This window comes from Streptomyces sp. NPDC031049, assembly GCF_055571015.1.
The window spans coordinates 1-23,691 of sequence record NZ_JBVIGC010000003.1 but is presented as its reverse complement, the minus strand read 5'-3'; the positions used below and the strand labels follow the sequence as shown (position 1 = coordinate 23,691).

The 23,691-nt window shown below is 73.3% G+C and carries 21 protein-coding genes; 6 read left to right on the top strand and 15 right to left on the bottom strand.

The genetic code is table 11. The features are described 5' to 3' along the window. Positions 1 to 165: 165 nt before the first annotated feature. The 5 genes from ACZ45Q_RS05695 to glnA form a co-directional block, all read right to left on the bottom strand. A complete protein-coding gene (locus tag ACZ45Q_RS05695) occupies positions 166 to 1,350 on the bottom strand; it encodes a winged helix DNA-binding domain-containing protein (RefSeq protein ID WP_468255410.1) in 1,185 nt (394 codons plus the stop codon). A gap of 73 nt (positions 1,351 to 1,423) precedes the next feature. After that, complete coding sequence (gene pspAB, locus ACZ45Q_RS05690) at positions 1,424 to 2,008, bottom strand: PspA-associated protein PspAB (RefSeq protein ID WP_468255407.1); 585 nt, start codon at positions 2,006 to 2,008, stop codon at positions 1,424 to 1,426. Between the two features lie 2 nt (positions 2,009 to 2,010). Further along, complete coding sequence (htpX, locus tag ACZ45Q_RS05685; RefSeq protein ID WP_468255404.1) at positions 2,011 to 2,928, bottom strand: zinc metalloprotease HtpX; 918 nt, start codon at positions 2,926 to 2,928, stop codon at positions 2,011 to 2,013. Positions 2,929 to 3,097: 169 nt separating this feature from the next. Continuing rightward, on the bottom strand, positions 3,098 to 3,358 hold the full coding sequence (locus ACZ45Q_RS05680) for an SCO2583/SCO2584 N-terminal domain-containing protein (protein ID WP_468255402.1): 261 nt from the start codon (positions 3,356 to 3,358) through the stop codon (positions 3,098 to 3,100). A 165-nt stretch (positions 3,359 to 3,523) separates the two neighbouring features. Continuing rightward, positions 3,524 to 4,933 carry a type I glutamate--ammonia ligase gene (glnA, locus tag ACZ45Q_RS05675; protein WP_468255399.1) on the bottom strand — a complete coding sequence of 470 codons (1,410 nt, stop codon included), beginning with the start codon at positions 4,931 to 4,933 and terminating at the stop codon, positions 3,524 to 3,526. A 210-nt stretch (positions 4,934 to 5,143) separates the two neighbouring features. Between glnA and ACZ45Q_RS05670 the strand changes: the two genes are divergently transcribed. Then, a complete protein-coding gene (locus ACZ45Q_RS05670) occupies positions 5,144 to 5,611 on the top strand; it encodes an RDD family protein (RefSeq protein ID WP_468255396.1) in 468 nt (155 codons plus the stop codon). A gap of 152 nt (positions 5,612 to 5,763) precedes the next feature. Here ACZ45Q_RS05670 and ACZ45Q_RS05665 read toward each other — a convergent pair whose 3' ends face one another. The 4 genes from ACZ45Q_RS05665 to lipB form a co-directional block, all read right to left on the bottom strand. After that, a complete protein-coding gene (locus ACZ45Q_RS05665) occupies positions 5,764 to 6,465 on the bottom strand; it encodes a DUF4191 domain-containing protein (RefSeq protein WP_468255394.1) in 702 nt (233 codons plus the stop codon). Between the two features lie 70 nt (positions 6,466 to 6,535). Continuing rightward, entirely contained in the window at positions 6,536 to 6,748 is a 213-nt protein-coding gene (locus tag ACZ45Q_RS05660; protein WP_468255391.1) for an SCO2195 family GlnR-regulated protein, read from the bottom strand. Between the two features lie 232 nt (positions 6,749 to 6,980). Next, on the bottom strand, positions 6,981 to 7,952 hold the full coding sequence (gene lipA, locus ACZ45Q_RS05655; protein ID WP_468255389.1) for a lipoyl synthase: 972 nt from the start codon (positions 7,950 to 7,952) through the stop codon (positions 6,981 to 6,983). 205 nt (positions 7,953 to 8,157) lie between these two features. Further along, positions 8,158 to 9,063, bottom strand: a complete 906-nt coding sequence (lipB, locus tag ACZ45Q_RS05650; RefSeq protein ID WP_468255386.1) for a lipoyl(octanoyl) transferase LipB — start codon at positions 9,061 to 9,063, stop codon at positions 8,158 to 8,160. Positions 9,064 to 9,210: 147 nt separating this feature from the next. Here lipB and ACZ45Q_RS05645 point away from each other — a divergent pair, with 147 nt between their 5' ends. Next, positions 9,211 to 10,677 carry a regulator gene (locus tag ACZ45Q_RS05645; protein WP_468255383.1) on the top strand — a complete coding sequence of 489 codons (1,467 nt, stop codon included), beginning with the start codon at positions 9,211 to 9,213 and terminating at the stop codon, positions 10,675 to 10,677. 371 nt (positions 10,678 to 11,048) lie between these two features. On the opposite strand, the gene ACZ45Q_RS05640 is transcribed toward ACZ45Q_RS05645, so the two are convergent. Both ACZ45Q_RS05640 and ACZ45Q_RS05635 read right to left on the bottom strand, forming a co-directional pair. Further along, a complete protein-coding gene (locus ACZ45Q_RS05640) occupies positions 11,049 to 12,659 on the bottom strand; it encodes an NAD(P)/FAD-dependent oxidoreductase (RefSeq protein ID WP_468255381.1) in 1,611 nt (536 codons plus the stop codon). A gap of 522 nt (positions 12,660 to 13,181) precedes the next feature. Further along, positions 13,182 to 14,078, bottom strand: a complete 897-nt coding sequence (locus ACZ45Q_RS05635) for a TIGR01777 family oxidoreductase (RefSeq protein WP_468255378.1) — start codon at positions 14,076 to 14,078, stop codon at positions 13,182 to 13,184. Between the two features lie 163 nt (positions 14,079 to 14,241). Between ACZ45Q_RS05635 and ACZ45Q_RS05630 the strand changes: the two genes are divergently transcribed. Further along, entirely contained in the window at positions 14,242 to 14,730 is a 489-nt protein-coding gene (locus ACZ45Q_RS05630; protein ID WP_468255375.1) for a GNAT family N-acetyltransferase, read from the top strand. A 45-nt stretch (positions 14,731 to 14,775) separates the two neighbouring features. Here ACZ45Q_RS05630 and ACZ45Q_RS05625 read toward each other — a convergent pair whose 3' ends face one another. Then, complete coding sequence (locus ACZ45Q_RS05625) at positions 14,776 to 15,960, bottom strand: MarP family serine protease (protein ID WP_468255373.1); 1,185 nt, start codon at positions 15,958 to 15,960, stop codon at positions 14,776 to 14,778. Between the two features lie 211 nt (positions 15,961 to 16,171). Between ACZ45Q_RS05625 and ACZ45Q_RS05620 the strand changes: the two genes are divergently transcribed. Then, a complete protein-coding gene (locus ACZ45Q_RS05620) occupies positions 16,172 to 16,972 on the top strand; it encodes a peptidoglycan recognition protein family protein (protein ID WP_468255370.1) in 801 nt (266 codons plus the stop codon). A gap of 33 nt (positions 16,973 to 17,005) precedes the next feature. Here the strand turns inward: ACZ45Q_RS05620 and ACZ45Q_RS05615 are convergent, their stop codons facing one another. Together ACZ45Q_RS05615 and ACZ45Q_RS05610 are read right to left on the bottom strand one after the other, a co-directional pair. Continuing rightward, positions 17,006 to 17,527, bottom strand: coding sequence for a DUF4240 domain-containing protein (locus ACZ45Q_RS05615; protein WP_468256447.1), 522 nt, complete (start codon positions 17,525 to 17,527; stop codon positions 17,006 to 17,008). A gap of 92 nt (positions 17,528 to 17,619) precedes the next feature. Next, complete coding sequence (locus ACZ45Q_RS05610) at positions 17,620 to 18,603, bottom strand: helix-turn-helix transcriptional regulator (protein ID WP_468255368.1); 984 nt, start codon at positions 18,601 to 18,603, stop codon at positions 17,620 to 17,622. Positions 18,604 to 18,778: 175 nt separating this feature from the next. Between ACZ45Q_RS05610 and ACZ45Q_RS05605 the strand changes: the two genes are divergently transcribed. After that, entirely contained in the window at positions 18,779 to 20,347 is a 1,569-nt protein-coding gene (locus ACZ45Q_RS05605; protein ID WP_468255366.1) for a sodium-dependent transporter, read from the top strand. Continuing rightward, on the top strand, positions 20,347 to 20,487 hold the full coding sequence (locus ACZ45Q_RS05600) for a methionine/alanine import family NSS transporter small subunit (RefSeq protein WP_468255363.1): 141 nt from the start codon (positions 20,347 to 20,349) through the stop codon (positions 20,485 to 20,487). Before ACZ45Q_RS05605 ends, ACZ45Q_RS05600 begins: the two co-directional genes overlap by 1 nt. 70 nt (positions 20,488 to 20,557) lie before the next feature. Here the strand turns inward: ACZ45Q_RS05600 and aceE are convergent, their stop codons facing one another. Further along, positions 20,558 to 23,260, bottom strand: a complete 2,703-nt coding sequence (aceE, locus tag ACZ45Q_RS05595; protein WP_468255361.1) for a pyruvate dehydrogenase (acetyl-transferring), homodimeric type — start codon at positions 23,258 to 23,260, stop codon at positions 20,558 to 20,560. Between the last annotated feature and the right edge of the window lie 431 nt (positions 23,261 to 23,691).

Genomic DNA, 23,691 nt, shown 5'->3' with positions numbered 1-23,691 from the left:
CCTCGTCCTCAAACGCCGGACGGGCTGAACAGTCACCGGCACCGGAAGGGCGCCGCCACCGGACAGCCCCGCGGTCGGGAACGCCACCGGTACCACCGGAAGGCCCCGCGGTCGGGAACGCCACGGGCACCGGCACGGGCACCTGCGCCGGAGTCGGGACGGTGCCTACCCCGACAACTCCCGCTCCAGCGGCGTCCGGAACCGCGGTGTCACCCGGGTTTCCCCCACCCAGCCCCGCAGCCGCTCCGCCTCCGCCGCGATCGCGGCCTCCGCCGCGCGGCCGACGCCCGCGCCGTCCAGGACCCGCCAGAGAATCTCGCCGTCGGGGCGCTGGGCCCAGCCGCCGATCACACGGCCGTTCCACCACACCGTCGGCCCGACGTTGCCGCTGCGGTCGAACAGCATCGGGCGCAGCTCCGGCGCGAGATACCAGTCCCGCCGCTGCCAGCCCATCGCCGTCGGGTCCAGGGCGGGCAGCAGCGCGGCCCAGGGCTCGGCGGGCTCCGCCACGGGCTCGGCGTCGCCGGCGACGACGTACCCCGTGCCCTCGTCCAGGGAGACCGGCTCCGCCCCGATCGCGGCCAGGGCCCGGCGGACCTGGGGGACCGGCCATCGCGTCCACCACGCCAGGTCGGCCTCGGTCGCCGGCCCGCAGACCGCGAGCCAGCGGCGCAGCAACTCCGCCTGGGCCCCGGCGGTCTCCAACTCGGGGTGGTCCGGCGCGAGCGCCCAGCGGAACTGACCGGACGTCCACGAACCCAGCGGGCGGTCCCGGGCGACCTTGCCCTCCACACCCAGCACCTTGAGCAGCCGGGTGGAGACCGTGTGCACGCCCTCGTAGCTCTTGCCGGCCGCGTACACGAACCGCTCCTTCAGGCGCGGCTCGGCGCGGGCCAGCTCGGCCGCCGTCGCCCTGCCGTGCCGGGCCAGCGCGGCCAGCGCGGACGCCTCGACCTCGGCGAGCCAGGCCGCGTCCGGCGCCCCGGCCACCGCCATGTCCCGCAGCAGCGCGGCCCGCTCCCGGGCGGCCACCGCGAGGGCCGTCGAGGCGTGCACGACCGCCGTCAGCTCCGTCGGGAAGACGAAGACCGTGTGCCGCATGGCGTGCATCCGCACCAGCGTGCGGTCCTCGTACAACGCGCGCTCGGTCTCGCTCACCGTCTTCGCCGGGTCCCTCAGCCGCGCGCCGACCGCCAGATACACCGTCGCCGGGTCCGTGCCGTGCAGCGCCACCAGCGAGGCGGCGACCTCCTCGGGGGTGCCCGCCCGGGCCGCCCCGGCCAGCCGGTGCCGCGAGGCCAGCCGCGCCCGCCGCTGAGCCGCCCCGATGTGCCGCCGCCCTGCGCCCATGCCGACCGCCTCCGCCCGTCAGGTAACCAGCACCCTCATCCTGCCGGACGCCACTGACAGCGGGCCGCCCGCCTCACAGCCCCGGCGCGCCCCACACCGGGAACCAGCGGCTCAGGTCCGGTTCCACGGGCAGGTCGTCGCCGAGCGCGGCCCGCACCCGCAGCTCCAGGGGGTTGTCGCGGCGCTCGGCCCCGCCGGGCACCGGCGCGAACGGGTAGAACGTGCCCCTCTTGTACAGGTAGACCAGCGCCAGGCGCCGCCCGTCCGGGTGCCGGAAACCGGCCAGCGAGCACAGCAGCTGCGGTCCGAAGCCGCCCGACTCCAGAGTGCTGTTCACCGCGTGCAGGTCGTTCACCAGGGCCGGCAGCTCCTCGGAGGAGCGGCGGGAGACCAGCCAGGAGTAGCCGTAGTCGTCCCGGTACGGCTCCACCCGTGAGCCGTCGCGGCCGGTGTCGGCGTCCAGCAGCGCCCGCACCTCGCCGTGCGCCCGCTCGAACGCCGCGCCCTCGACGGTGGCGAAGCACACCGCCCCGTCCCCGGTCGGCGTGAACCCGGTCGCGGCCCGGAGCGTCACCGCGGCCGACGGCAGCGCGAACAGCCGGTCGAGGTCGGGCGCGGAGGGCCTGCTGCGGCCGAGCAGGATGTCCAGCAGCCGCATGCTCACGCCCCTCCGGGTGGCAGCGGCTCACCCAGCTCGGTGGAGATCCGGCCCAGCTGGTCGAGCCGATCCTGAAGGCTCGGATGGGTGGAGAACAGCCGGGCGAGCGAGGGCCGGGAGCCGAGCGCGGGCGTGAAGTAGAAGGCGTTGAACGCCTGGGCCGTCCGCAGGTCCTTCGTCGGGATGCGGGCGATGTCGCCGGTGACCTTGGTGAGCGCCGCCGCCAGCGCCGAGGGGCGGCCGGTGAGCAGGGCCGCCGCCCGGTCGGCCGCCAGCTCCCGGTACCGGGACAGGGCCCTGATCAGCAGGAAGCTGAGCGCGTAGACGGCCGCGGAGACACCCATCACCGCGGCGAAGACGACGAACGTGTTCTGGTCCCGCCGCCCGCCGCCGAACAGCTGCGAGTAGAACGCGAACCGCACGACCAGCCCGGCGATCACCCCGAGGAAGGACGCGACCGTGATCACGGCGACGTCCTTGTGCGCCACGTGCGACATCTCGTGCGCGAGCACGCCCTCCAGCTCGGCCGGCTCCAGACGGCGCAGCAGACCGGTGGTCACGCACACCACGGCGTGGTCGGCATTCCGCCCGGTCGCGAAGGCGTTGGGCATGTCCATGTTCGACACGGCGACCGCCGGCCTGGGCATGTCGGCCATCGCGCTCAGCCGGTCGACCACGCCGTGCAGCTCGGGGAACTCCTCGCGCTCCACGACCCGCCCGCGCATCGCGTACAGGGCGATCCGGTCGGAGAACCAGTACTGCGCCCCGAGCACCGCCGCAGCGATCACCACGACCAGCACCCACGACTTCAGCAGCACGACGAGAGCGGCGACGAAGCCCACGTACAGCAGTCCGAGCAGGAACAACGTGAGCCCCATCCGCACGGTCAACCGCCGATCGCTCCGGAACCGGCTGCGCATGTGCATCACCCCGCAGTCACGCACTCGTCCCGCTGTCCAGTGTGCACCAGCCGCTGAAGACCCTCAGGTCACCCGGCCCGCACCCGGCCGACCAGCACGGCACCCGGCCGATCCGCGCCCGCCCGCCCGGCCCGCCCCCGACGGGCCCGGTACGGCACCCGCCGGCCGACTAGTACGGCGCCCGGAAGTTGAGGTACCCGAGCAGCAGGATGACCGCGGCGACGCAGCCCAGCACCACGGCGGTGGAGATCCACGAGGACCGGTGCCGGGACCGCACCGGGTCGGGGTCCGCCCGGAAGGGGACCGGCCCGGGCGGGTTCTCCTTCCAGCGCGCGGCGAGCATCCGGGCCCGCGCCGACGGCTCCTTGTGCTCGGCGCCGTCCGCCCACTTCAGGTCGAACTCCCGCTCGTCGTCCTCCCGCTCGGTCATCCTCGCCCTCTCCCCGTTCCCTCGGCGCCCTCACTCGAACAATCGTCTTACTGAACATGATTGCCGCCCGCGTCGGTACTGTGAAGCGTTTTCGGCCACACACCACGACGGCGCCCCCGCCCCTGACACAGGAGCGGGGGCGCCGTACGGGCCCGGGGGCGTCGATCACACGTCGAAGTACAGCTCGAACTCGTGCGGGTGCGGACGCAGCTGGAGCGGTGCGATCTCGTTCGTGCGCTTGAAGTCGATCCACGTCTCGATCAGGTCCGGCGTGAAGACGTCGCCCTGGAGCAGGAACTCGTGGTCGGCCTCCAGGCGGTCCAGGACCGCGCCGAGGGAGGTCGGGACCTGGGCGACGTTCGCGTGCTCCTCGGGAGCCAGCTCGTAGAGGTCCTTGTCGATCGGCTCGGCCGGCTCGATCTTGTTCTTGATGCCGTCCAGGCCGGCCAGCAGCAGCGCCGAGAAGGCCAGGTACGGGTTGCCGGAGGCGTCGGGCGCGCGGAACTCGACGCGCTTGGCCTTCGGGTTCGAGCCGGTGATCGGGATACGCATCGCGGCCGAGCGGTTGCGCTGCGAGTACACCAGGTTCACCGGCGCCTCGAAGCCCGGGACCAGGCGGTGGTACGAGTTCACCGTCGGGTTGGTGAAGGCCAGCAGCGACGGGGCGTGCTTGAGGATGCCGCCGATGTAGTAGCGGGCGGTGTCGGACAGGCCCGCGTAGCCCTGCTCGTCGTAGAACAGGGGCTCGCCGCCCATCCACAGCGACTGGTGGACGTGCATGCCCGAGCCGTTGTCGCCGAAGATCGGCTTCGGCATGAAGGTCGCCGTCTTGCCGTTCTTCCAGGCCACGTTCTTCACGATGTACTTGAAGAGCTGGAGGTCGTCGGCGGCGGCGAGCAGCGTGTTGAACTTGTAGTTGATCTCCGCCTGGCCGGCGGTGCCCACCTCGTGGTGCTGGCGCTCGACCTTCAGGCCGGCCCGCTCCAGCTCCAGGGAGATCTCGGCGCGCAGGTCGGCGAAGTGGTCGACCGGCGGGACCGGGAAGTAACCGCCCTTGTAGCGGACCTTGTACCCGCGGTTGTCCTCCAGGGCGCCGGTGTTCCAGGCGCCGGCCTCGGAGTCGATGTGGTAGAAGGACTCGTTCGCGCTGGTGGCGAAGCGGACGGAGTCGAAGACGTAGAACTCCGCCTCCGGGCCGAAGAACGCGGTGTCGGCGATCCCGGTGGAGGCGAGGTAGGCCTCGGCCTTCTTCGCCACGTTCCGCGGGTCGCGGGAGTACTGCTCGCCCGTGATCGGGTCGTGGATGAAGAAGTTGACGTTCAGCGTCTTGTCCCGGCGGAACGGGTCGACCCGGGCGGTCGACAGGTCCGCACGCAGCGCCATGTCGGACTCGTGGATGGCCTGGAAGCCGCGGATCGACGAGCCGTCGAACGCGAGCTCCTCGGCCGGGTCGAACGCCTCGGCGGGCACCGTGAAGTGCTGCATGACGCCCGGCAGGTCGCAGAACCGGACGTCGATGAACTTGACGTCCTCGTCCGCGATGAACTTCTTGGCCTCGTCGGCGTTCTGGAACATCCAGCTCCTCCTACTCCCGACCGTCCCGCCGGGGTGGTAGATCGTTCGTGCGGCCAGTGCGGGTGGCACACGCTGTCCCCGACCCTAAGGACGGGTGATTTCTCGGGCGTGACCCATTTGTTTCGCAGAAGTTAACCGGCTTCATGTCCAGGCTAGCCCTGACACACCCCGCCGTCCCCCGGTCATATACGGGCGCAGTACCGTGGACGGGTGGACAAGAGGCAAGCAATCGGATCGTGGCTCTCCGGCCCCCGCGCGGCCATGGAGGACGCGGGCGCCGACTTCGGTTACCGGGGCCGGGACCTCGGTCTCCCCGAGGAGGGGCCGGGCTCGATCGCGGGTCCCGGCCGCCGGCTGGGGGCCCTGGCCGTCGACTGGAGCCTGTGCCTGCTGATCGCATACGGCCTGATCACCGACGGCTACGGCCAGGCGACGTCCAACTGGGCGTTGCTGATCTTCCTCGTCCTGAGCGTCCTGACGGTGGGCACCCTCGGCTTCACACCGGGCAAGCGGCTCTTCGGCCTGCGGGTCGTCGAGCTGGCGACCGGCCGCGTCAACCCGCTGCGCGCCCTGCTGCGCTCGGTCCTGCTGTGCCTGGCGGTCCCCGCGCTGATCTGGGACCGCGACGGCCGGGGGCTGCACGACAGGCTGGCCCGCACCGTGGAAGTGCGGCTGTAGCGCAGAGCGTCGTGCAAGTGCGGTTGTAGCGCAGAGCGGCTTCCGCGGCCTGCCGCCGTTTCAGCGCCGTCCCGCCGTACGAGGCCGTACGACGAAGGGGGCGCCCGGAACTCTCCGGGCGCCCCCTCCTCGTACGGTGTCGTACCGCGGCGTCAGCGCGGGCGCGGGCCGCCCTTCGGCAGCCGCATGCCCTTGGGCATCGGGCCCTTCGGCAGCGGCATGTTGCTCATCAGGTCGCCCAGGGCGCGCAGCCGGTCGTTGGTCGCGGTGACCTGCGGGCCGGTCAGGACGCGCGGCAGCTTCATCATGGTCGTGCGCAGCTTCTTCAGCTCGACCTGGCCCTCGCCGGTGCCCACGACCAGGTCGTGCACCGGCACGTCGGCGACGATCCGGTTCATCTTCCGCTTCTCGGCCGCGAGCAGGGACTTCACCCGGTTCGGGTTGCCCTCGGCGACCAGCACGATGCCGGCCTTGCCGACCGCGCGGTGCACCACGTCCTGGTTGCGGTTCATCGCCACCGCGGGGGTGGTCGTCCAGCCCCGGCCGATGTTGTCCAGCACGGCCGCGGCGGCGCCCGGCTGACCCTCCATCTGGCCGAAGGCCGCCCGCTCGGCCCTGCGGCCGAACACGATCGCCGTCGCGAGGAAGGCGAGCAGCAGACCGAGGATGCCGAGATAGATCGGGTGACCGATCAGGAAGCCGATCGCGAGGAAGACACCGAAGGTGATGATGCCGACAGCCGCGAGTACAAGACCGATCTTCTTGTCGGCCTTGCGGGTCATCTTGTACGTGAGAGCGATCTGCTTCAGTCGCCCGGGGTTCGCAGTCTCCGCCGCGTTGTCCTTCCTCGCCATGGCACGAAGTCTACGTGGCCGCGCGAGTGCCTTCGAAGGCAGTGCCGGGTGGGCCGGCGCCGGGCCAGGGTCAGAGGCCGGCCCGGGGACGGCCGGAGACGGCTTGGCCGAGCACGCGCTCGGCCTCGACCCGGTCCTTGGCCCGGCGGCGGTCCTCCAGGACGGAGGTCCAGGCGTTGCGGCGGGCGGTGCGCTGGCCGCTGCTCATGAGCAGTGCCTCGACGGCGCGCAGGGCGTCGGAGAACGACGGGATCGCGGTGGCGCGGACGGGCGCGGCCGGCATCGGCATCGTGGTGGTCCCCCCTCGGGACAGTGCTGGTCAGGGGTGTACGTGCGGTGATTCCAGGGTCACTGATTGGTGTTACCAGGGCGTGACCGGACGGTCAAACACCCATGAAGCCCAAACGTGCACCGACCGAACGCCGACGCGGCCCTGACGGGCGCCCTCATCTGCGAGGACGGTCAGGACCGCGTCGAATCGGTCATTACCGGCGAGTAGTGACTTGTGCGCGAGTTCACACGCCCTGCGGGGCGTGCGGGGCGACCGCGTGGCGCTGCTCGACCGCCATCTGGTACAGCCGCCCGGCGCGGTACGAGGAACGCACCAGCGGACCGGACATCACGCCGGAGAAGCCGATCTGCTCGGCCTCCTCCTTCAGCTCCACGAACTCGTGCGGCTTCACCCAGCGCTCCACCGGGTGGTGGCGCACCGACGGGCGCAGGTACTGCGTGATGGTCACCAGCTCGCAGCCCGCGTCGTGCAGCTGCTTCAGCGCCTCGCTGACCTCCTCGCGGGTCTCGCCCATGCCGAGGATCAGGTTGGACTTGGTGACCAGGCCGAAGTCGCGGGCCTCGGTGATGACCTTCAGCGAGCGCTCGTAGCGGAAGCCCGGGCGGATGCGCTTGAAGATCCGCGGCACCGTCTCCACGTTGTGCGCGAAGACCTCGGGGCGGGATCCGAAGACCTCGGCGAGCTGCTCGGGGACCGCGTTGAAGTCCGGGGCCAGCAGCTCCACCTTGGTCCGGCCGCCCTCGCGGCCGGCCGTCTGCTGGTGGATCTGGCGGACCGTCTCCGCGTACAGCCAGGCGCCGCCGTCCTCCAGGTCGTCGCGGGCGACGCCGGTGATGGTGGCGTAGTTCAGGTCCATCGTGACCACGGACTCGCCGACGCGGCGCGGCTCGTCGCGGTCGAGCGCCTCGGGCTTGCCGGTGTCGATCTGGCAGAAGTCGCAGCGCCGGGTGCACTGGTCGCCGCCGATGAGGAAGGTCGCCTCGCGGTCCTCCCAGCACTCGTAGATGTTGGGACAGCCGGCTTCCTGGCAGACCGTGTGCAGGCCCTCGCTCTTCACGAGGTTCTGCATCTTGGAGTACTCGGGGCCCATTTTCGCCCGGGTCTTGATCCACTCGGGCTTGCGCTCGATGGGGGTCTGGCTGTTGCGGACCTCCAGGCGCAGCATCTTGCGTCCGTCGGGTGCGACTGCGGACACGACCGGCTCCTAGCGATTGATTCTTCGGCGTCGTCAAGCGTACGCCCGTTGTTTCGATGCCCGGCGAGGGCGCTGGCCTCCTGGGGGCTGCCGCCCCCAGGCCCCCGCCTCGGCCTGTGCGGCCTCGTCCTCGAACTCCCCCGGAGGGGGCACCCCCGGACGGGCTGCTTCGTGCTCTCCGTTGTCAAGTGACCGGCAGGCGGATTTATGCCGGCGCCTTCTCGATCGCCCGTGGCTTGAGGTCGGCGTTCTCCAGGACGTCGCGCAGATGGCGCTCGACCACCGGCAGGACCTCCTCGATGGTCACGTCGCGGCCCAGCTCGCCGGCGAGGGAGGCCACGCCCGCGTCGCGGATGCCACACGGGATGATCTTGTCGAACCACTTGTTGTCCGGGTTCACGTTCAGCGCGAAGCCGTGCATCGTGACGCCCTTGGCCACCCGGATGCCGATGGCCGCGATCTTGCGGTCCTCGCGGCGCTGGCCCGCGTTGGACGGGGCGTACTCCGGGCCGTTGAGCCGCGGGTCGAACTCCTCGTCGTGCAGCCGGGGGTCGAAGTCGAGGGAGAGCCCGCCGAGGGCGGGGCGCTCCTCGACGGGGTCGCCCAGGACCCAGACGCCGCTGCGGCCCTCGACCCGGGTGGTCTCCAGGCCGAACTCGGCGCAGGTGCGGATCAGGGCCTCCTCCAGCCGCCGTACGTGGGCGACGACGTCCACCGGGCGCGGGAGCTTCTGGATGGGGTAGCCCACCAGCTGGCCCGGACCGTGCCAGGTGATCTTGCCGCCGCGGTCGACGTCGACGACCGGCGTGCCGTCCAGGGGGCGCTCGCTGTCGGCCGTGCGCCGGCCGGCCGTGTAGACCGGCGGATGCTCCAGCAGCAGGACGGTGTCGGGCACCTCGTCGGCGAACCGCGCCGCGTGCACCCGGCGCTGCTCGTCCCACGCCCGCTGGTACTCGACGGCCTCGGCACCGAACCCCATGCGGACGAACCGCAGCTCACTCACGGCAAGCGCCTCCCTAGAAGCTCGTAAGGCACGAAGCGTGCCTACGCCACTGTACGTCCGCCTCCCGTACGCCGGCCGGGGGCGGTCGCCGTCAGCCAGGACGGGCAATCCTCACACGATCGGATGAATGACTGTCGAAGTGTGCGATCGGGTGCTTACTCTCCGCTACATTCGCGCCGTCCACCAGGCCATAAGGGCTGCTCACAGGCAATCCGGGCACATCGAACGCCGGAAGGCAGGAGACCGCACCGCACCATGACGGAACGACCCGCGCAGCGCACTCCCAACCGCCAGCTCGCCGCGCTCATCGCAGAAGCGGGGTTCTCCAACGCAGGTCTCGCCCGTCGCGTCGACCAGCTCGGCCTCGAACACGGGCTGGACCTCAGATACGACAAGACGTCGGTCACCCGGTGGCTGCGCGGCCAGCAGCCCCGCGGCACCACGCCCGCGCTGATCGCCGAGGTGTTCACCCGGCGCCTCGGCCGCCGCCTCACCGCCCAGGACCTCGGCCTGGACGCCTGTGCCCCCGTCTACGCCGGGCTGGAGTTCGCCGCCACGCCCGAGGAGGCCGTCGACATCGTCAGCGGGCTGTGGCGCAAGGACTCCGGCAGCCACGCCGAGCTGCGGAAGATCGCCTTCACCCCGGCCGGCCTGGTCGTGCCCAGCCGGGACTGGCTGATCGGCCGGGCCGACGAGAAGGTGGCCCGCGCCGAGGTGCCGGTCCGCATCCCGGCCCAGGGCCGCCCCGTGACGCCCAAGGGCACGGTCGCCGTCGACCCGGCGATCCGGCGGCGGGCGGCCGTCGAGCGTGGACCCGGCCAGAAGGTCACCGCCGGGGACCTGGCCGCCCTGCGATCGGTCGGCGAGCTGTTCCGCGCCCTGGACGACCGCTACGGCGGCGGCCACGCCCGCCAGGCCCTCGTGCGCTACCTCGAACACGAACTGGAGCCCATGCTGCGCGGCACCTACGGCGAGCAGACCGGCCGCCGGCTGTTCGCCGCCGCCGCCGACCTGACCCGGCTCGCGGGCTGGACCTCGTACGACATCGCCGCCCACGGCCTCGCCCAGCGGTACTTCGTCCAGGCCCTGCGGCTCGCGCAGGCGGCCGGCGACCGGGCCTACGGCTCCTACGTGCTGGTCACCATGAGCCGGCAGGCCGTCTACCTCGGGCACGGCCGGGAGGCGGTGCAGCTCGCCCGCGTCGCCCAGCAAGGGGTCGGCACGGGCGCCCCGCCGGTGGTGCAGGCGCTGCTGCACGCCGCCGAGGCGCGGGGGCACGGGGTGCTCGGCGAGGTGCGGGCCTGCACCGCGGCACTGGTCCGGGCGGAGCGGGCCATGGAGAGCGCACGTCCCGGTGACGAGGTGCCGCACTGGGCGCGCTTCTTCGACGAGGCCCAGCTCGCCGACGAGTTCGGGCACTGCCACCGGGACCTCCAGCAGTTCCGCGCCGCCGCCCAGCACGCGGAGCGCTCACTGCAACTGCGCGCCCCCGTCTACGCCCGCAGCCGGCTGTTCTGCCGGGTCGTCCTCGCCACCGCGCGGCTCGGGCTCGGGGAACTCGACCAGGCCTGCCAGCTGGGCGCCGAGGCGGCCGGGCAGGCGGCGGAGATGCGATCGGCGCGGGCGACGGAGTACGTCCGCGACTTCGAACGCCGGCTGGAGCCGTACCGGGACGCGGCGCCCGTACGCGGCTACCGCGACAAGGTGGCCGCTCTCGGGTAGCGCCGGGTGGATTGTCGGCCCGGGCGGGTGGTTGCTCCGGGCGGGCTGTCGCTCCGCTCGGGTCCCCGTCCCACCCAGGCGCTGCCCCGCCCAGGCGTGCCCGTGCGGGTCCCTGCCGGGCCCGGGCCACGGCCCCGCCCGGGCCCCTAGCCCCGCCCAGGCGCCGAGCCCCGCCAGGCCCCTGCCCTGCCGGGCCTGAGGCTCCGCCCGGGCGGGCCCGCTCGGGCTGGCGCCCGCCCTGTCTCCGAGCGCCGGGCGTGGCCCCCGGCCGGCGCGTCCCTGGCCGTCGGCTGGGCCGACGCCATGGTCCGCGCGCCGTAAGAGGCGCGCGGACCATGGCGTCGGGCGCGGTGCCGTTGCCCGTGGGGTGGTTACGCGGCGCGGGCCGTCGGCAGGGGGTCCGCCGTGTGCATCGGGCGGTTCACGCCCAGGTCCGCCAGTACCGCGGCGGCGGCCCGGTGGCCCGAGCGCAGGGCGCCCTCGACGGAGCTGGTCTCCCGGTGGTCGCCGCACACGTACAGGCCCGTCAGCAGCCGCACCGGCCGGCGCGGGTCGTGCGGCGGGCGCATGGCGGGGACCGCCTCCGGCGTGTGGTGCACCGCCAGGGTCTCCCAGCGGGCCGTCGAGACGCCGTACAACCGGGACAGATGGGCCCGCACGGCGTTGTCGACGTCCGGCGGGGGAGGGCCGAGGACCGTCGAGGAGACCAGCGCCCGCCCGGCCGGGGCGCGGGCCGGGTCGACCTCGCTGACCACCGCGGTGTGGGCGACCGGGCCGCCGCGGTCGGCGTCGAGCAGCAGGGCCGTGCCGGTGGCCGGCGGTTCGTCCGTCGTGTGGTGGACGACGGTCACCGGGTGGAAGTCCGGCACCCGCAGGCCGGGCAGCAGCTCGGCGGCGGCCCGGGCGTCGGTGGCCAGCAGGACGGCGCGGCAGCGGACGACGCCGTGGTCGGCCGTGGTCACCGCGTTGGTGGCGATCGCGGTGACCCGGACCCCGGTGCGCACCGTGCCCTGCGGCAGGGCGCTCGCCAGCAGCTCCGGCAGGGCCTCGGCGCCGCCCTCCGGCAGGCTCAGCCCCCCGCTCGCGAAGGAGCGCAGAGCGAGGTCGGCGCACCGGCTGGAGGTGGTGAGGCCGGGGTCGCTCAGCAGCGCTGCCAGCAGGGGGCGCAGGAAGCCCTCGACGGTGCGGGCGGGCAGACCGCGGGCCGCGAGGGCCTGGGCGGCGGGCAGTTCCGGGCGGGCCAGCAGCCGCTCGACCGGCGTGCCGGCGAGCCGGGCCAGGGCGGCGCCGAGCCGGGCCTGGTCGAGGGCCGTGCCGAGCGCGCCCGCCCGGTGCCGGGAGGCCGGGGCCGGGGGCGCCGCGGGAGAGCCGGGGCGCGGTTCCGGCCGTTGGCGGGAAGCCGCTCCGGGGCGCCGCCGGGAGCGCGGTACGGTGCGCGTTCCGGGGTGTGTTCCGGTGCGCGTTCCGGGACGGCCGTAGGGGCCGCCGGGGCGCTCGGTGGCCGGACGGGCCCGCTCGGCGGGGGAGCCGAGCAGCTCCCCGGGGCCGGGGCCCAGCCGCCCCGAGGCCGAGGCCAGCCGCGCGGGAATGGTCCCGAGCCGGCCCGGTAGCGAGCGGGGGGCGCTCGCGAGGGCGCGTACTGCGCCAAGTGCGCCCCTGGCGCTCCCCGCGCCCGCCGGGGCGCCCGCGTGGTGGTGGCGCCCGTCGCTGTACAGCAGCACCCCGGGTGCGAACGGCCGGAGCACGAGGCCGGCCGAGCCTGGGGTGAGCAGCAGCTCGGGACATGCCGTGGACAGCAACTGCCCGATTCTGTCGAGCCGGAAGCCGTCGACCTTCTCCGTCGCCATGCGGCCGCCCACGCCATGGGCGGCCTCCAGGATCACGGTCGACACTCCTGCGCTGGTCAGCCGATGCGCCGCGGCGAGTCCGGCGATCCCGGCTCCCACGACGACGACGTCCGCCTGGTACGCGGGCTCAAGCACGTGCCCCTCCTCGAGGTTGCGCGGCCGCTGGAGACGTCATGCCCCCAACCGGCTCCCGGGATACCCGAGTTCGGCACGAGGTTAGGCCTCCCGGCGGTCAGAGGAAGTCGCGCACGAGCAGGGCACGGTCGCACGGCGGTCGCATATGACCAGAATCGATCCGTCGGGCTCGGTGTCGGGAAGGCCACGGCCGCTGAACAGGACGGACGAGGGGCGCCGGGCGAGCACGGCAACGCACGCAGCGGGGCGGCGACGGCCGCCGCCGACGGGCAGGCACGGGCACGGCGGAGCGGGTGCGGCGGAGCCACGGCTGGGCGGGCACGGCGGAGCAGGCGCGGCGGGACCAGGGCTGGGCGGGCGCGGCGGAGCGACGGCTGGGCGGGTGCAGCGGAACCACGGCTGGGCAGGCGCGCGGCGAGGCAGGCGCGGCGGGGAGCACGGTATCCGGAACGGACCCGCCGACCGCCCCGCCGGCCGACCCGCCGGCCGTGGCGCGGAGCGTTCCCCAACCGGCACCGCCGGTCACAGCGCCGCCCGGATCGCCCCGTCGATCTCCGGGAAGGCGAACCGGAAGCCGGACTCCAGCAGTCGCGCCGGCCGCACCCGCGCGCTGCCCAGCACCTCGCCGGACATCTCCCCGAGTACCGCCCGCAGTACCGGCGCGGGCACCGCGAAGGGCGCCGGGCGGTGCAGGACGCGGCCCATCGCGGCGGTGATCTCACGGTTCGTCAGCGCCTCGGGGGCGGTCACGTTGAACGGCCCGGACAGGTCGTCCCGGTCGAGCAGATGGCGCAGAGCCGCCACCACGTCGTGCAGCGCGACGAACGACCAGTACTGCCGCCCGTCGCCCAGCCGGCCGCCCAACCCGGCCCGGAACAGGGGGAACAGCCGCCCCCAGGCGCCGCCGCCGCGGGCCACCACCAGACCCGTGCGGGGCAGCACCGTCCGGACGCCCGCCTCCCGGGCGGGAGTTGCCGCGGCCTCCCACTCCACGCACAGCGAGGGCAGGAAGCCCCGGCCCGCGGGCGCGCCCTCGTCCACGGCACGGGTGCCGGTCTCGCCGTAGTAGCCGATCGCGCTGCCGTTGACGAAGACCCGGGGGCGCGGTTCCAGTCCGGCGACCGCGTCGGCGAGCGCCGCGGTGCCGTGCACGCGGCTGCGGCGCAGCCGGGCCTTGTACGCGGCGGTCCAGCGGCGGTCGCCCACCCCCGCGCCCGCCAGATTGACCACGGCGTCGCAGCCGGCGAGCCCGGCCCGGTCCACCTGCCCGTGCTCGGGGTCCCACCGGACCTCCCCGGGCCCCCGGGGCACGCGGCGCACCAGGCGCACCACCTCGATCCCGTCGGCGGTCAGGGACCGCACCAGGGCACTGCCGATCAGACCGGACGCACCGGCCACCGCCACACGGGAAACAGCCATGCCCCCATCCTGCCCGCCGCCCGGCCGTTCCCCGCCGATCCCGCCGTCCCCGGTTCCGGCAGGTCGCGTCCGCCCGTGCGCCGGCGAGCCGCACCGGCACCGCCCGTCCGATCCGGCAAGAACCCCGGCCCGCCCAGGCGGTCCGGGCCGTACAGTGATCGCCATGTCCGTTCCGCAGATACGCCCGGCCAGGCCCGAGGACGAGGAGCCGCTGCGCCGGCTGGACCGGGAGACCTGGTCGTACCTCCACGCGGTCGCACCGCCGCCGCAGCCCGGCGACCCCTTCTTCCGGGAGCGCTGCGGCCCCGGTGACCACCTGGTCGCCGAACTCGACGGGCGGGTCGTCGGATACGTCCGCCTCGGCTTCCCCACCGACCTCGCCGCCAACGCCCACGTCCGGCAGATCCGCGGCCTCGCCGTCGCCGACGCGGCCCGCGGCCGGGGCGTCGGACGGGCCCTGGTACGCGCCGCCGTCGAGGACGCGCGCCGGAGGGGAGCCCGCCGCATCACCCTGCGCGTGCTCGGCCACAACACCGCCGCCCGGCGGCTCTACGAGTCCGAGGGCTTCGTCGTGGAGGGCGTCCAGCCGGAGGAGTTCCACCTCGACGGCAGCTACGTCGACGACGTCCTCATGGGACAGTCCCTGCGCTGACCGCCCGCCCGGCCCCGGCTCCCCGCACGGCGAGCCCCATGAGCCCTACGAGGCCACCGGCGCGCCCGTGTCCACCGCCGCCGTCGCGTCCGCGGCGCTCCGTGCCTCGTCGGCGACCTCCGCCGCCGTCAGGACGTAACCGGTGTCCGCGTCGGACGTGGAGCGGGCGAACACCACGCCGTACACCCGGCCGTCGGTGGTCAGCAGCGGTCCGCCGGAGTTGCCCGGCCGGACCGTGGAGCGTATCGAGTAGATCTCCCGGGTGACCGTCCCGTCGCTGTAGATGTTCTGGCCCGTGGCACGCAACCGGTCGGCCACCGTCGCCGCCCGCAGGTCCAGGTCGCCGTCGTTCGGATAGCCCGCGACCACCGCCGGGTCACCGCGCTCGGCGCCGTCGTCGAACCGCAGCACGGGCGCCCGCAGATCCGGCACGTACAGCACGGCCACGTCCTCGTCCGGGTCGAACAGCACCACCCGCGCCTCGTACGCCGGACCGACCCCGCCGACCCGCACCGTCGGGTCGTCGATGCCGGCCACCACGTGCGCGTTGGTCATCACGCGCTCGCGCGCGTACACGAACCCGCTGCCCTCCCGGCCCTGGGTGCCCGCGACGCCCTCCACCTTGACCGTGCTCAGCTTGGCGGCGTTGGTGGCCGCCGCCGTGACGCTGTCCCCGGACGGCTCGGCGACCCGGGCCGTCGTCTCGCTCTCGAAGGGGTTGAAGACCTGCGGGAACCCCGCCTCGGTCAGCGCCGAGGTGGCCCGGGAGAACCACGCCGGCGTGGTGTCCGGCATCGCCCGCTGCACCGCGCCCAGCAGCGCCGAGTCCCGGATCGCCGAGGTGAGCAGCGGGGAGGAGGACGCCGCCAGGACGCTCGCCGCCACCCAGGCCACGATCAGCACCGCCACCGAATTGGCCGCCGCGCCGCCGACCCCGTCGGCCACCCTGAGCGGCCCCCGGTCCAGCTCCCGGCGCAGCCGCAGCGCCAGCCGCCCCGCCAGTTCGTGCCCCACCGCCGCCGGCACCAGGACCGTCAGCACGGCGGTCACCGTCGCCGCGGTGGTCCCCGCCGTCACCAGGTCCATCACCCACGGCAGGATCCACACGCCGACGACCGCGCCGCCGACGAACCCGGCCAGCGAGACACAGCCGGCCACCAGCCCGCGCCGGTAACCGGACGCCGCGTACGCCGCGATCACCAGCAACAGCAGGATGTCGAGCAGGTCCACGCGAGCCGCCTTTCTGTCGGACACCTCGGGCCCGTCCGCCGCAGGTGCATACGCGGGACACGGGCCCCGTGATCAGCCGGATGCGCACCGGCGGCCGGTGGACGCGGCCACGCGTGCCGGTACCGGGAAAACGCCGCGGACCGGGACGATGGTTCCACCGGGTGGCACAGCACACATCGCGGACGGCGGGTTTCCGGCGGACAGTGGGTCCATGCGTGGAGTGCGAAGGCCGCCCGGGACGCGTGGCCGCGGTCCGGCGCGTCTTCCCGGCCCGGCCCTGGTGCTCCTCGGCTGTCTGCCCGGCCTCGCCGCCGTCCTCGCCCTCGCGCTGTGCGCGGCCGGCGTGGAACGGTCCGCCGCCGCCCAGGCCCGGGCGGCCGCCCGCTCCGCCCTCCCGTACGCGGCCCCCAGGCCGCCCATCGTGCCCCGGTCGGCCTGGCTGGGCGACGCCGCCCGCGACCAGCCGCCGCCGCGCTACGACGACCAGGTGGTCGCCGTCTTCGTCCACCACACCGACACGCCCAACGGCTACGACTGCGCCGACGCGCCCCGCATCATCCGCGACCTGTACACCGGCCAGACCGGCGCCCGGGACTGGGACGACCTCGGCTACAACTTCGTCGTCGACCGCTGCGGCACCGTCTACGAGGGCCGCGCCGGCGGCGTCGACCGCGCCGTGACCGGCGCCCACACCCAAGGCTTCAACCACCGCACCACCGGCATCGCCGCCCTCGGCACCTTCACCGCCGGCGTCCCCGTGCCCCGGGCGCTGACGGACGCGATCGCCGCCCTGGCCGCCTGGAAGCTGGGGCCGTCCGGCACCGACCCGCGCGGGCGGGTCCGGCTGGTCTCCAGCAACGGCCTCAGCCGGTACGCCGCCGGGGCCACGGCCACCCTCCCGGCCGTCGCCGGGCACGCCGACGGCTACCAGACCAGCTGCCCCGGCGCCGCCCTCAGCGCCCGCCTGCCGCAGATCCGCGAACAGGCCGCCCGTCTCCAGGACCGGCCCTAGAAGCCAGGGGCCCGGCCGGCGCCGTCCCGAGGCCTACCCGCCGCCGAACCGCTCCCACAGCTGGGGGAAGCGTTCGGCCAGGGCCCGGTCGTCCTCCAGGTCGATCGGGGTGCCCAGCGGTTCCGCGGGGGCGGGGGCGATGCCCAGGTCCGGGGCGACGGTGCCGGTCAGCTGCTCGTAGGCCTCGTCGGCCGCGTAGCCGAGGTCCTCGCCGTCGCCGTCCAGCTCCTCGTCGAACTCCTCCAGCAGGTCCGCCAGCGAGTCCGGGTCGTGCACGGCACCCTCGTAGACCTCGCGGCCCTGGCCGATCAGCCAGCACCGGAAGTAGTCGAACGCGTCGTCGCTCGCCCCGCCGAGCAGGATCCAGGCCGCACCCCACAGGTCCCAGGTGAAGGCGCGGTTGTAGCGGGCCTCGAAGTGACGGGCGAAGTCCAGGACCAGGTCCGGGTCGAGCCGCAGGAGCCGTTCGACGAGCAGATCGGCCTGCTCCTCGGGGTCGCCCTCGGCGGCCTCGCGGGTGGCGTCGATCAGCTCCCAGAACTCCGTCTCGTCCATCACGGGTCCAGCATCGGGCCTGGGCGTGCGAGACGCACGCGGAATGGCACGGTTCGTCCGGACGGGGGTGCCTGGTCCGCCGTCCGCCGCCGTCACCCCTCGTAGAGCGCCGCCAGCCGCCGCGCGTCCCGGGCGAAGCGTTCCCGCAGGCCCGCGGGGGCCAGCACCTCCGCCTCCGGTCCCAGGCCGGTCAGCTGGGTGTGGGCGACCTCCTCCGACTCCACCGGCAGCGTCACCGTGACCCACCCGTCCGCGTCCGGCGCGCCCGCACCGGCGAGCGCCTCCTCGGCGGACAGCGAGCCGACGGCGTGCGGCAGCGCCCGCGCCCCCTGCGCGGACAGCCGTACGACCACCTCCGCCCGCAGGATCGACCGCGCGAACTGCTCGGCCCGCTCCGCCCAGAACCCGGGCAGATCGAATCCCTCGTCCCGTTCGAACCGCTCATCGCCGGCCTCGACCGAGGTGAACCGGTCGATCCGGTAGACCCGGAAGCTCCCGCCGCCGCCCGCCCGTACCGCCCGCGCGCACACATACCAGACCCCGGCCTTCAGAACCAGCCCGTACGGCTCCAGCTCCCGGCCCACCTCCCGCTCCCCGCGCCGGTAGCGCGCCGTGATCCGCCGGTCGTCCCACACCGCGTCGGCGACCGCCGGCAGCAGCTCGGGCGTCCGCGGCTCCCGGAACCAGTTGGGGGCGTCCAGGTGGAAGCGCTGCGCCGCCGTACGCGAGGCGTCCCGCAGGGAGGGGAGCAGGGCGGCGGAGACCTTCAGGCGGGCCGCGGACGCCGCGTCCTCCAGGCCCATCTCGCGCAGGGCGCCCGGCACCCCGGACAGGAACAGCGCCTCGGCCTCGTTGCGGTGCAGCCCCGTCAGCCGGGTGCGGTAGCCGCCGATCAGCCGGTACCCGCCGGTTCGCCCCCGTTCGGCGTAGACCGGCACTCCGGCTTCCGACAGCGCCTGTGCGTCACGGGTGACGGTCCGCTCCGACACCTCCAGCTCCCGGGCCAGCTCGGCGGCGGTCATGGAGGGCCGGGACTGGAGCAACAGCACCATCTTGATCAGCCGCGCGGCACGCATGGGTGCCATTCTGCCGGGTCACTCACCTGGCTGGGCGTACACACCCCTGTGGCCGCACCCGAACCGCTGTTAACGTCGACTGAGTTCACGATCGTCACCGCATCCGGCGGTGACGTCCGTTCGGTACGAGAGGTTCGGCGCTTCACTTCAGACGTCCCTGGACGAGGACACGCATATGGCGAATCAGCCCCGCGAACAATGGGCCACCCGTACGGGATTCCTGCTGGCGGCGATTGGTTCCGCCATCGGTCTCGGCAACATCTGGCGCTTCCCGGCCGTCGCCTACGAGAACGGCGGCGGTGCCTTTCTCTTCCCCTACCTCATCGCCCTGCTCACCGCCGGCATCCCCCTGCTGATCATGGAGTACGCCATCGGGCGCAGATACCGCACCTCGCCGCCCGCGGCCCTGCGGCAGATGGCCCGCCCGGCGGAGGCGATCGGCTGGTGGCAGGTGGTGATCTCGTTCGTGATCGCCACCTACTACGCGGTCATCATCGCCTGGGCGGTCCGCTACGTCGGCTTCTCCGTCGACCAGGCCTGGGGCGACGACCCGGAGGGCTTCCTCTTCGGCAGCTTCCTCAAGGCCTCGGAGGAACCCGGCTTCGTCTCCGGCTACGTCTCCGGAGTGCTGTGGCCGCTCATCGCCGTCTGGGCGGTGGTGCTGGCCATCCTGGCGTTCGGCATCCGGCGCGGCATCGAGAAGGCCAACAAGATCTTCATCCCGCTCCTGGTGGTCTTCTTCGTCGCCCTGGTGATCCGCGCCCTCACCCTGGACGGAGCGGCGCAGGGCCTGGACGCCTTCTTCCGGCCCGACTGGTCGGAGCTGACCAACGGCAGCGTATGGGTGGCCGCCTACGGCCAGATCTTCTTCTCGCTGTCGATCGGCTTCGGCATCATGATCACCTACGCCTCCTACCTGCGCCGCCGCGCCGACCTCACCGGCTCCGCCCTGGTCGCCGGGTTCGCCAACAGCTCCTTCGAGATCCTCGCCGGCATCGGCGTCTTCGCGACGCTGGGCTTCATGGCGCAGGCCGCGGGCGTGCCGGTCGGCGACGTGGCGACCGCGGGTCTGGGCCTGGCCTTCGTGGCCTTCCCGACCGTCATCTCGGAGATGTGGCTGGGCGGCGTGTTCGGCGTGCTGTTCTTCGTGTCGCTGGTGGTCGCGGGCCTGTCCTCGCTGATCTCCATCGTCCAGGTGGTGGTCTCCGCCGTGCAGGACCGCACCGGCATGCGCCGCATGCCGGCCGTCCTCGTCGTCGGCGGCGCCGTGGCGGTGGCCTCGATCCTGCTGTTCCCCACCAACGAGGGCGTCTACCTGCTCGACGCCTCCGACCACTTCATCAACCAGTACGGCATCGCCCTGGCCGCCCTGGTCTCGGTGATCGTGGTGGCCTGGTTCATCCGCAAGCTGCCCGAGCTCCAGCGGGACGCCGACGCCACCTCCGCCATGCGGCTCGGCCACTGGTGGCGGATCTGCCTCGGCATCATCACCCCGGTCGTGCTGGGCTGGATGATGGTCGACAGCCTGCGCACCGAGTTCGACGAGAACTACGAGGGCTACTCCACCGACTTCCTGCTGGGCGCCGGCTGGAGTGTGGCGCTCGCCGCGCTGGTGGTCGGTGTCCTGCTCTCCCTCATCCCGTGGAAGTCGGCCACGGGCGGCCTGAGCGACCTCGACATGGAGAGTCCCGCGGAGGCCGAGAAGCACCGCGGGAACGGCCGGCACGGAAAGGAGGACCGCTGATGTCCGGTGGCGCCATCATCATGATGATCATCGCGATTCTCATCGTGTGGGGCGGCCTGGGACTGGCGATCGTCCAGCTCCGCCGTCACCCCGACCCGGGGCCGACCGCCGAGGAGGCGACGATTCCGCACGCCGAGTGACAGAACGGAGGCTGCCGCCGGCCCGGAACCCCGGGCCGGCGGCAGCCTCCGTCGTCCTCGCCGGCCGTCCTTACAGGCCGTAGCGCTCGCGCGCCTCCTTCACGGCCGTCGCCTTGACCTCGCCGCGCCGGGCGAGCTGCGCCAGCGCCGCGACGACGATCGACTCGGCGTCGACACCGAAGTGGCGGCGGGCGCCCTCACGGGTGTCCGACAGACCGAAGCCGTCGGCGCCCAGCGACGAGTAGTCCTGCTCCACCCACTGCGCGATCTGGTCCGGGACCTGCCGCATGTAGTCGGAGACGGCCAGCACCGGGCCCTCGGCGCCCTGGAGCGCCTGGCGGACGTACGGCACCCGCTCCTCGCCGCGCAGCAGCGCGTCGTCGGCCTCCATCGCGTCCCGGCGCAGCTCCGTCCAGGAGGTCGCGGACCACACGTCGGCGGCCACGCCCCACTCCTCGGCGAGCAGCCGCTGCGCCTTCAGCGCCCAGTGGATCGCCGTACCCGAGCCCATCAGCTGGATGCGCGGGGCGTTCGCCACCGGGGCCAGGCCGGCCGACTCCGCCGTGTTGAACCGGTACAGGCCCTTGACGATGCCCTCGTCGATGCCGGGGCCGGACGGCTTGGCGGGCTGCGGCAGCGGCTCGTTGTAGACCGTCAGGTAGTAGAAGACGTCCTGGTCCTCGCCCGGCCTGGCCTCGCCGTACATCCGGCGCAGACCCTCCTTGACGATCACGGCGATCTCGTAGGCGAACGCCGGGTCGTACGTCAGCGACGCCGGGTTGGTCGCGGCGATCACCGGGGTGTGGCCGTCGGCGTGCTGGAGGCCCTCGCCGGTCAGCGTGGTGCGGCCGGCGGTGGCGCCGATGAGGAAGCCGCGGCCGAGCTGGTCGCCGAGCTGCCACATCTGGTCGGCGGTGCGCTGCCAGCCGAACATCGAGTAGAAGATGTAGAACGGGATCATCGTCTCGCCGTGCGTCGCGTACGACGTCGCGGCGGCGATGAAGTCGGCCATGGACCCGGCCTCGGTGATCCCCTCGTTGAGGATCTGGCCGTTGGTGGCCTCCTTGTAGTACATCAGCTGGTCGCGGTCGACCGGCTCGTACGTCTGGCCCTTGGGCGAGTAGATGCCCAGGGACGGGAAGAGGCTCTCCATGCCGAAGGTGCGGGCCTCGTCGGGGACGATCGGCACCCAGCGCTTGCCGGTCTCCTTGTCCCGGACCAGGTCCTTGACCAGCCGGACGAACGCCATCGTGGTGGCCACGTTCTGCGAGCCGGAGCCCTTGTCGAACGCCGTGAACGGCTTCTCGGCGGGCGCCGGCAGCGGCGCGACCGGGTGGACGCGGCGGGCCGGGGCCGGACCGCCGAGGGCGGCGCGGCGCTCCTGGAGGTAGCGGACCTCGGGGGAGTCGGCGCCCGGGTGGCCGTAGGGGACCACGCCGTCGACGAAGTCGCTGTCCTTGATCGGCAGGCCGAGCAGGTCGCGCATGCCCTTGAACTCGTCCACCGTCAGCTTCTTCATCTGGTGGTTGGCGTTCTTGGACGCGAAGCCCTCGCCGAGGGTGTGGCCCTTGACCGTCTGGGCCAGGATCACGGTCGGCGCGCCCTTGTGGGAGAGCGCCGCCTTGTACGCGGCGTAGACCTTGCGGGCCTCGTGGCCGCCGCGCGAGGTGTGGAAGCACTCGAGGATCTTGTCGTCGCTCAGCAGCTTCGCCATCTCGACGAGCGCCGGGTCCTTGCCGAAGAAGTCCTCGCGGATGTAGGCGGCGTCGCGGGTCTGGTACGTCTGGATCTGCGCGTCGGGTACCTCGCGCAGCCGGCGTACGAGCGCGCCGGTGGTGTCGAGCTGGAACAGCTCGTCCCAGGCGGTGCCCCACAGCGTCTTGACCACGTTCCAGCCGGCGCCGCGGAACTGGGCCTCCAGCTCCTGCACGATCTTGAAGTTGGCGCGGACCGGGCCGTCCAGGCGCTGGAGGTTGCAGTTGATGACGAAGGTGAGGTTGTCCAGCTCCTCGCGGGCGGCGAGCGCGAGGGCCGCCGTCGACTCGGGCTCGTCCATCTCGCCGTCGCCGAGGAACGCCCACACGTGCGAGTCGGAGACGTCCTTGATGCCGCGGTGGGTCAGATAGCGGTTGAACCGCGCCTGGTAGATCGCGGAGAGCGGGCCGAGGCCCATCGACACCGTCGGGAACTCCCACAGCCAGGGCAGCCGGCGCGGGTGCGGGTAGGACGGCAGGCCGTTGCCGCCGGACTCGCGGCGGAAGTTGTCGAGGTGCTCCTCGGTCAGCCGGCCGTCGAGGAAGGCGCGGGCGTAGATGCCGGGGGAGGCGTGGCCCTGGATGTAGAGCTGGTCGCCGGAGCCGTCACCCTCCTTGCCGCGGAAGAAGTGGTTGAAGCCGGTCTCGTAGAGCCAGGCCGCGGAGGCGAAGGTGGCGATGTGGCCGCCGACGCCGTATTTGCTGCCGCGGGTCACCATGGCCGCCGCGTTCCAGCGGTTCCAGGCGGTGATCCGCTGCTCCATCTCCTCGTCGCCGTCCACGGCCGGCTCGGCGGAGGTGGGGATGGTGTTGACGTAGTCCGTCTCCAGGAGCTTCGGCAGGACGACGCCGGCTCCCTCGGCACGCTCCAGCGTGCGGCGCATCAGGTACGCGGCACGGTGCGGCCCGGCCGCCTTGGCAACGGCGTCCAGGGAGGCCTGCCATTCGGCGGTCTCCTCCGGGTCGCGGTCCGGGAGCTGGTCGAGCTCGCTCGGCTGGATGGCGTTGGGGTCGGTCATGTCGCCGCCTTCCTCAGTCGAAGGGGGTTCCCTCATCGGTAAGGGGTTCGGGGGTGCCCTTGGTCTTTGGCAGGACAGGGCGGGCGGCTCAGGTCGGAGCCATCGGTGACTGTAACTCCCTGATCGATGATCGATCAAAGGGTTGAGGTCGAAAACCTCTCGATACCGAGAAAGTCGGCACGGGGTGCCTTCGGCGATGGCACGGGGTGACTGCTGAGGTCGGGGATTTGTGCAGGTGAGAGGGGTGGTGCGCGGATGAGCTCGGGGGTTCGCGGGTGTGCGGCGGGTGCGGGTCGTGGGTGGTTGCCCGCGCAGTTCCCCCCCCCCCCCCCCCCCCCCCCAAAACCCCCCCCCCCCCCCCCCCCAACCCCCCCCCCCCCCCCCCCCCCCCCCCCCCCCCCCTCTCCTGCTTTCGCAAAAGGGGGGTCGGG

Bases quoted from the DNA above. Each gene is read 5' to 3' on its own strand.
- ACZ45Q_RS05695 (WP_468255410.1), bottom strand. From the start codon at position 1,350: ATGGGCGCAGGGCGGCGGCACATCGGGGCGGCTCAGCGGCGGGCGCGG.
- pspAB (WP_468255407.1), bottom strand. From the start codon at position 2,008: ATGCGGCTGCTGGACATCCTGCTCGGCCGCAGCAGGCCCTCCGCGCCC.
- htpX (WP_468255404.1), bottom strand. From the start codon at position 2,928: ATGCGCAGCCGGTTCCGGAGCGATCGGCGGTTGACCGTGCGGATGGGG.
- ACZ45Q_RS05680 (WP_468255402.1), bottom strand. From the start codon at position 3,358: ATGACCGAGCGGGAGGACGACGAGCGGGAGTTCGACCTGAAGTGGGCG.
- glnA (WP_468255399.1), bottom strand. From the start codon at position 4,933: ATGTTCCAGAACGCCGACGAGGCCAAGAAGTTCATCGCGGACGAGGAC.
- ACZ45Q_RS05665 (WP_468255394.1), bottom strand. From the start codon at position 6,465: ATGGCGAGGAAGGACAACGCGGCGGAGACTGCGAACCCCGGGCGACTG.
- ACZ45Q_RS05660 (WP_468255391.1), bottom strand. From the start codon at position 6,748: ATGCCGGCCGCGCCCGTCCGCGCCACCGCGATCCCGTCGTTCTCCGAC.
- ACZ45Q_RS05645 (WP_468255383.1), top strand. From the start codon at position 9,211: ATGACGGAACGACCCGCGCAGCGCACTCCCAACCGCCAGCTCGCCGCG.
- ACZ45Q_RS05635 (WP_468255378.1), bottom strand. From the start codon at position 14,078: ATGGCTGTTTCCCGTGTGGCGGTGGCCGGTGCGTCCGGTCTGATCGGC.
- ACZ45Q_RS05630 (WP_468255375.1), top strand. From the start codon at position 14,242: ATGTCCGTTCCGCAGATACGCCCGGCCAGGCCCGAGGACGAGGAGCCG.
- ACZ45Q_RS05620 (WP_468255370.1), top strand. From the start codon at position 16,172: ATGCGTGGAGTGCGAAGGCCGCCCGGGACGCGTGGCCGCGGTCCGGCG.
- ACZ45Q_RS05615 (WP_468256447.1), bottom strand. From the start codon at position 17,527: ATGGACGAGACGGAGTTCTGGGAGCTGATCGACGCCACCCGCGAGGCC.
- ACZ45Q_RS05610 (WP_468255368.1), bottom strand. From the start codon at position 18,603: ATGCGTGCCGCGCGGCTGATCAAGATGGTGCTGTTGCTCCAGTCCCGG.
- ACZ45Q_RS05605 (WP_468255366.1), top strand. From the start codon at position 18,779: ATGGCGAATCAGCCCCGCGAACAATGGGCCACCCGTACGGGATTCCTG.
- ACZ45Q_RS05600 (WP_468255363.1), top strand. From the start codon at position 20,347: ATGTCCGGTGGCGCCATCATCATGATGATCATCGCGATTCTCATCGTG.
- aceE (WP_468255361.1), bottom strand. From the start codon at position 23,260: ATGACCGACCCCAACGCCATCCAGCCGAGCGAGCTCGACCAGCTCCCG.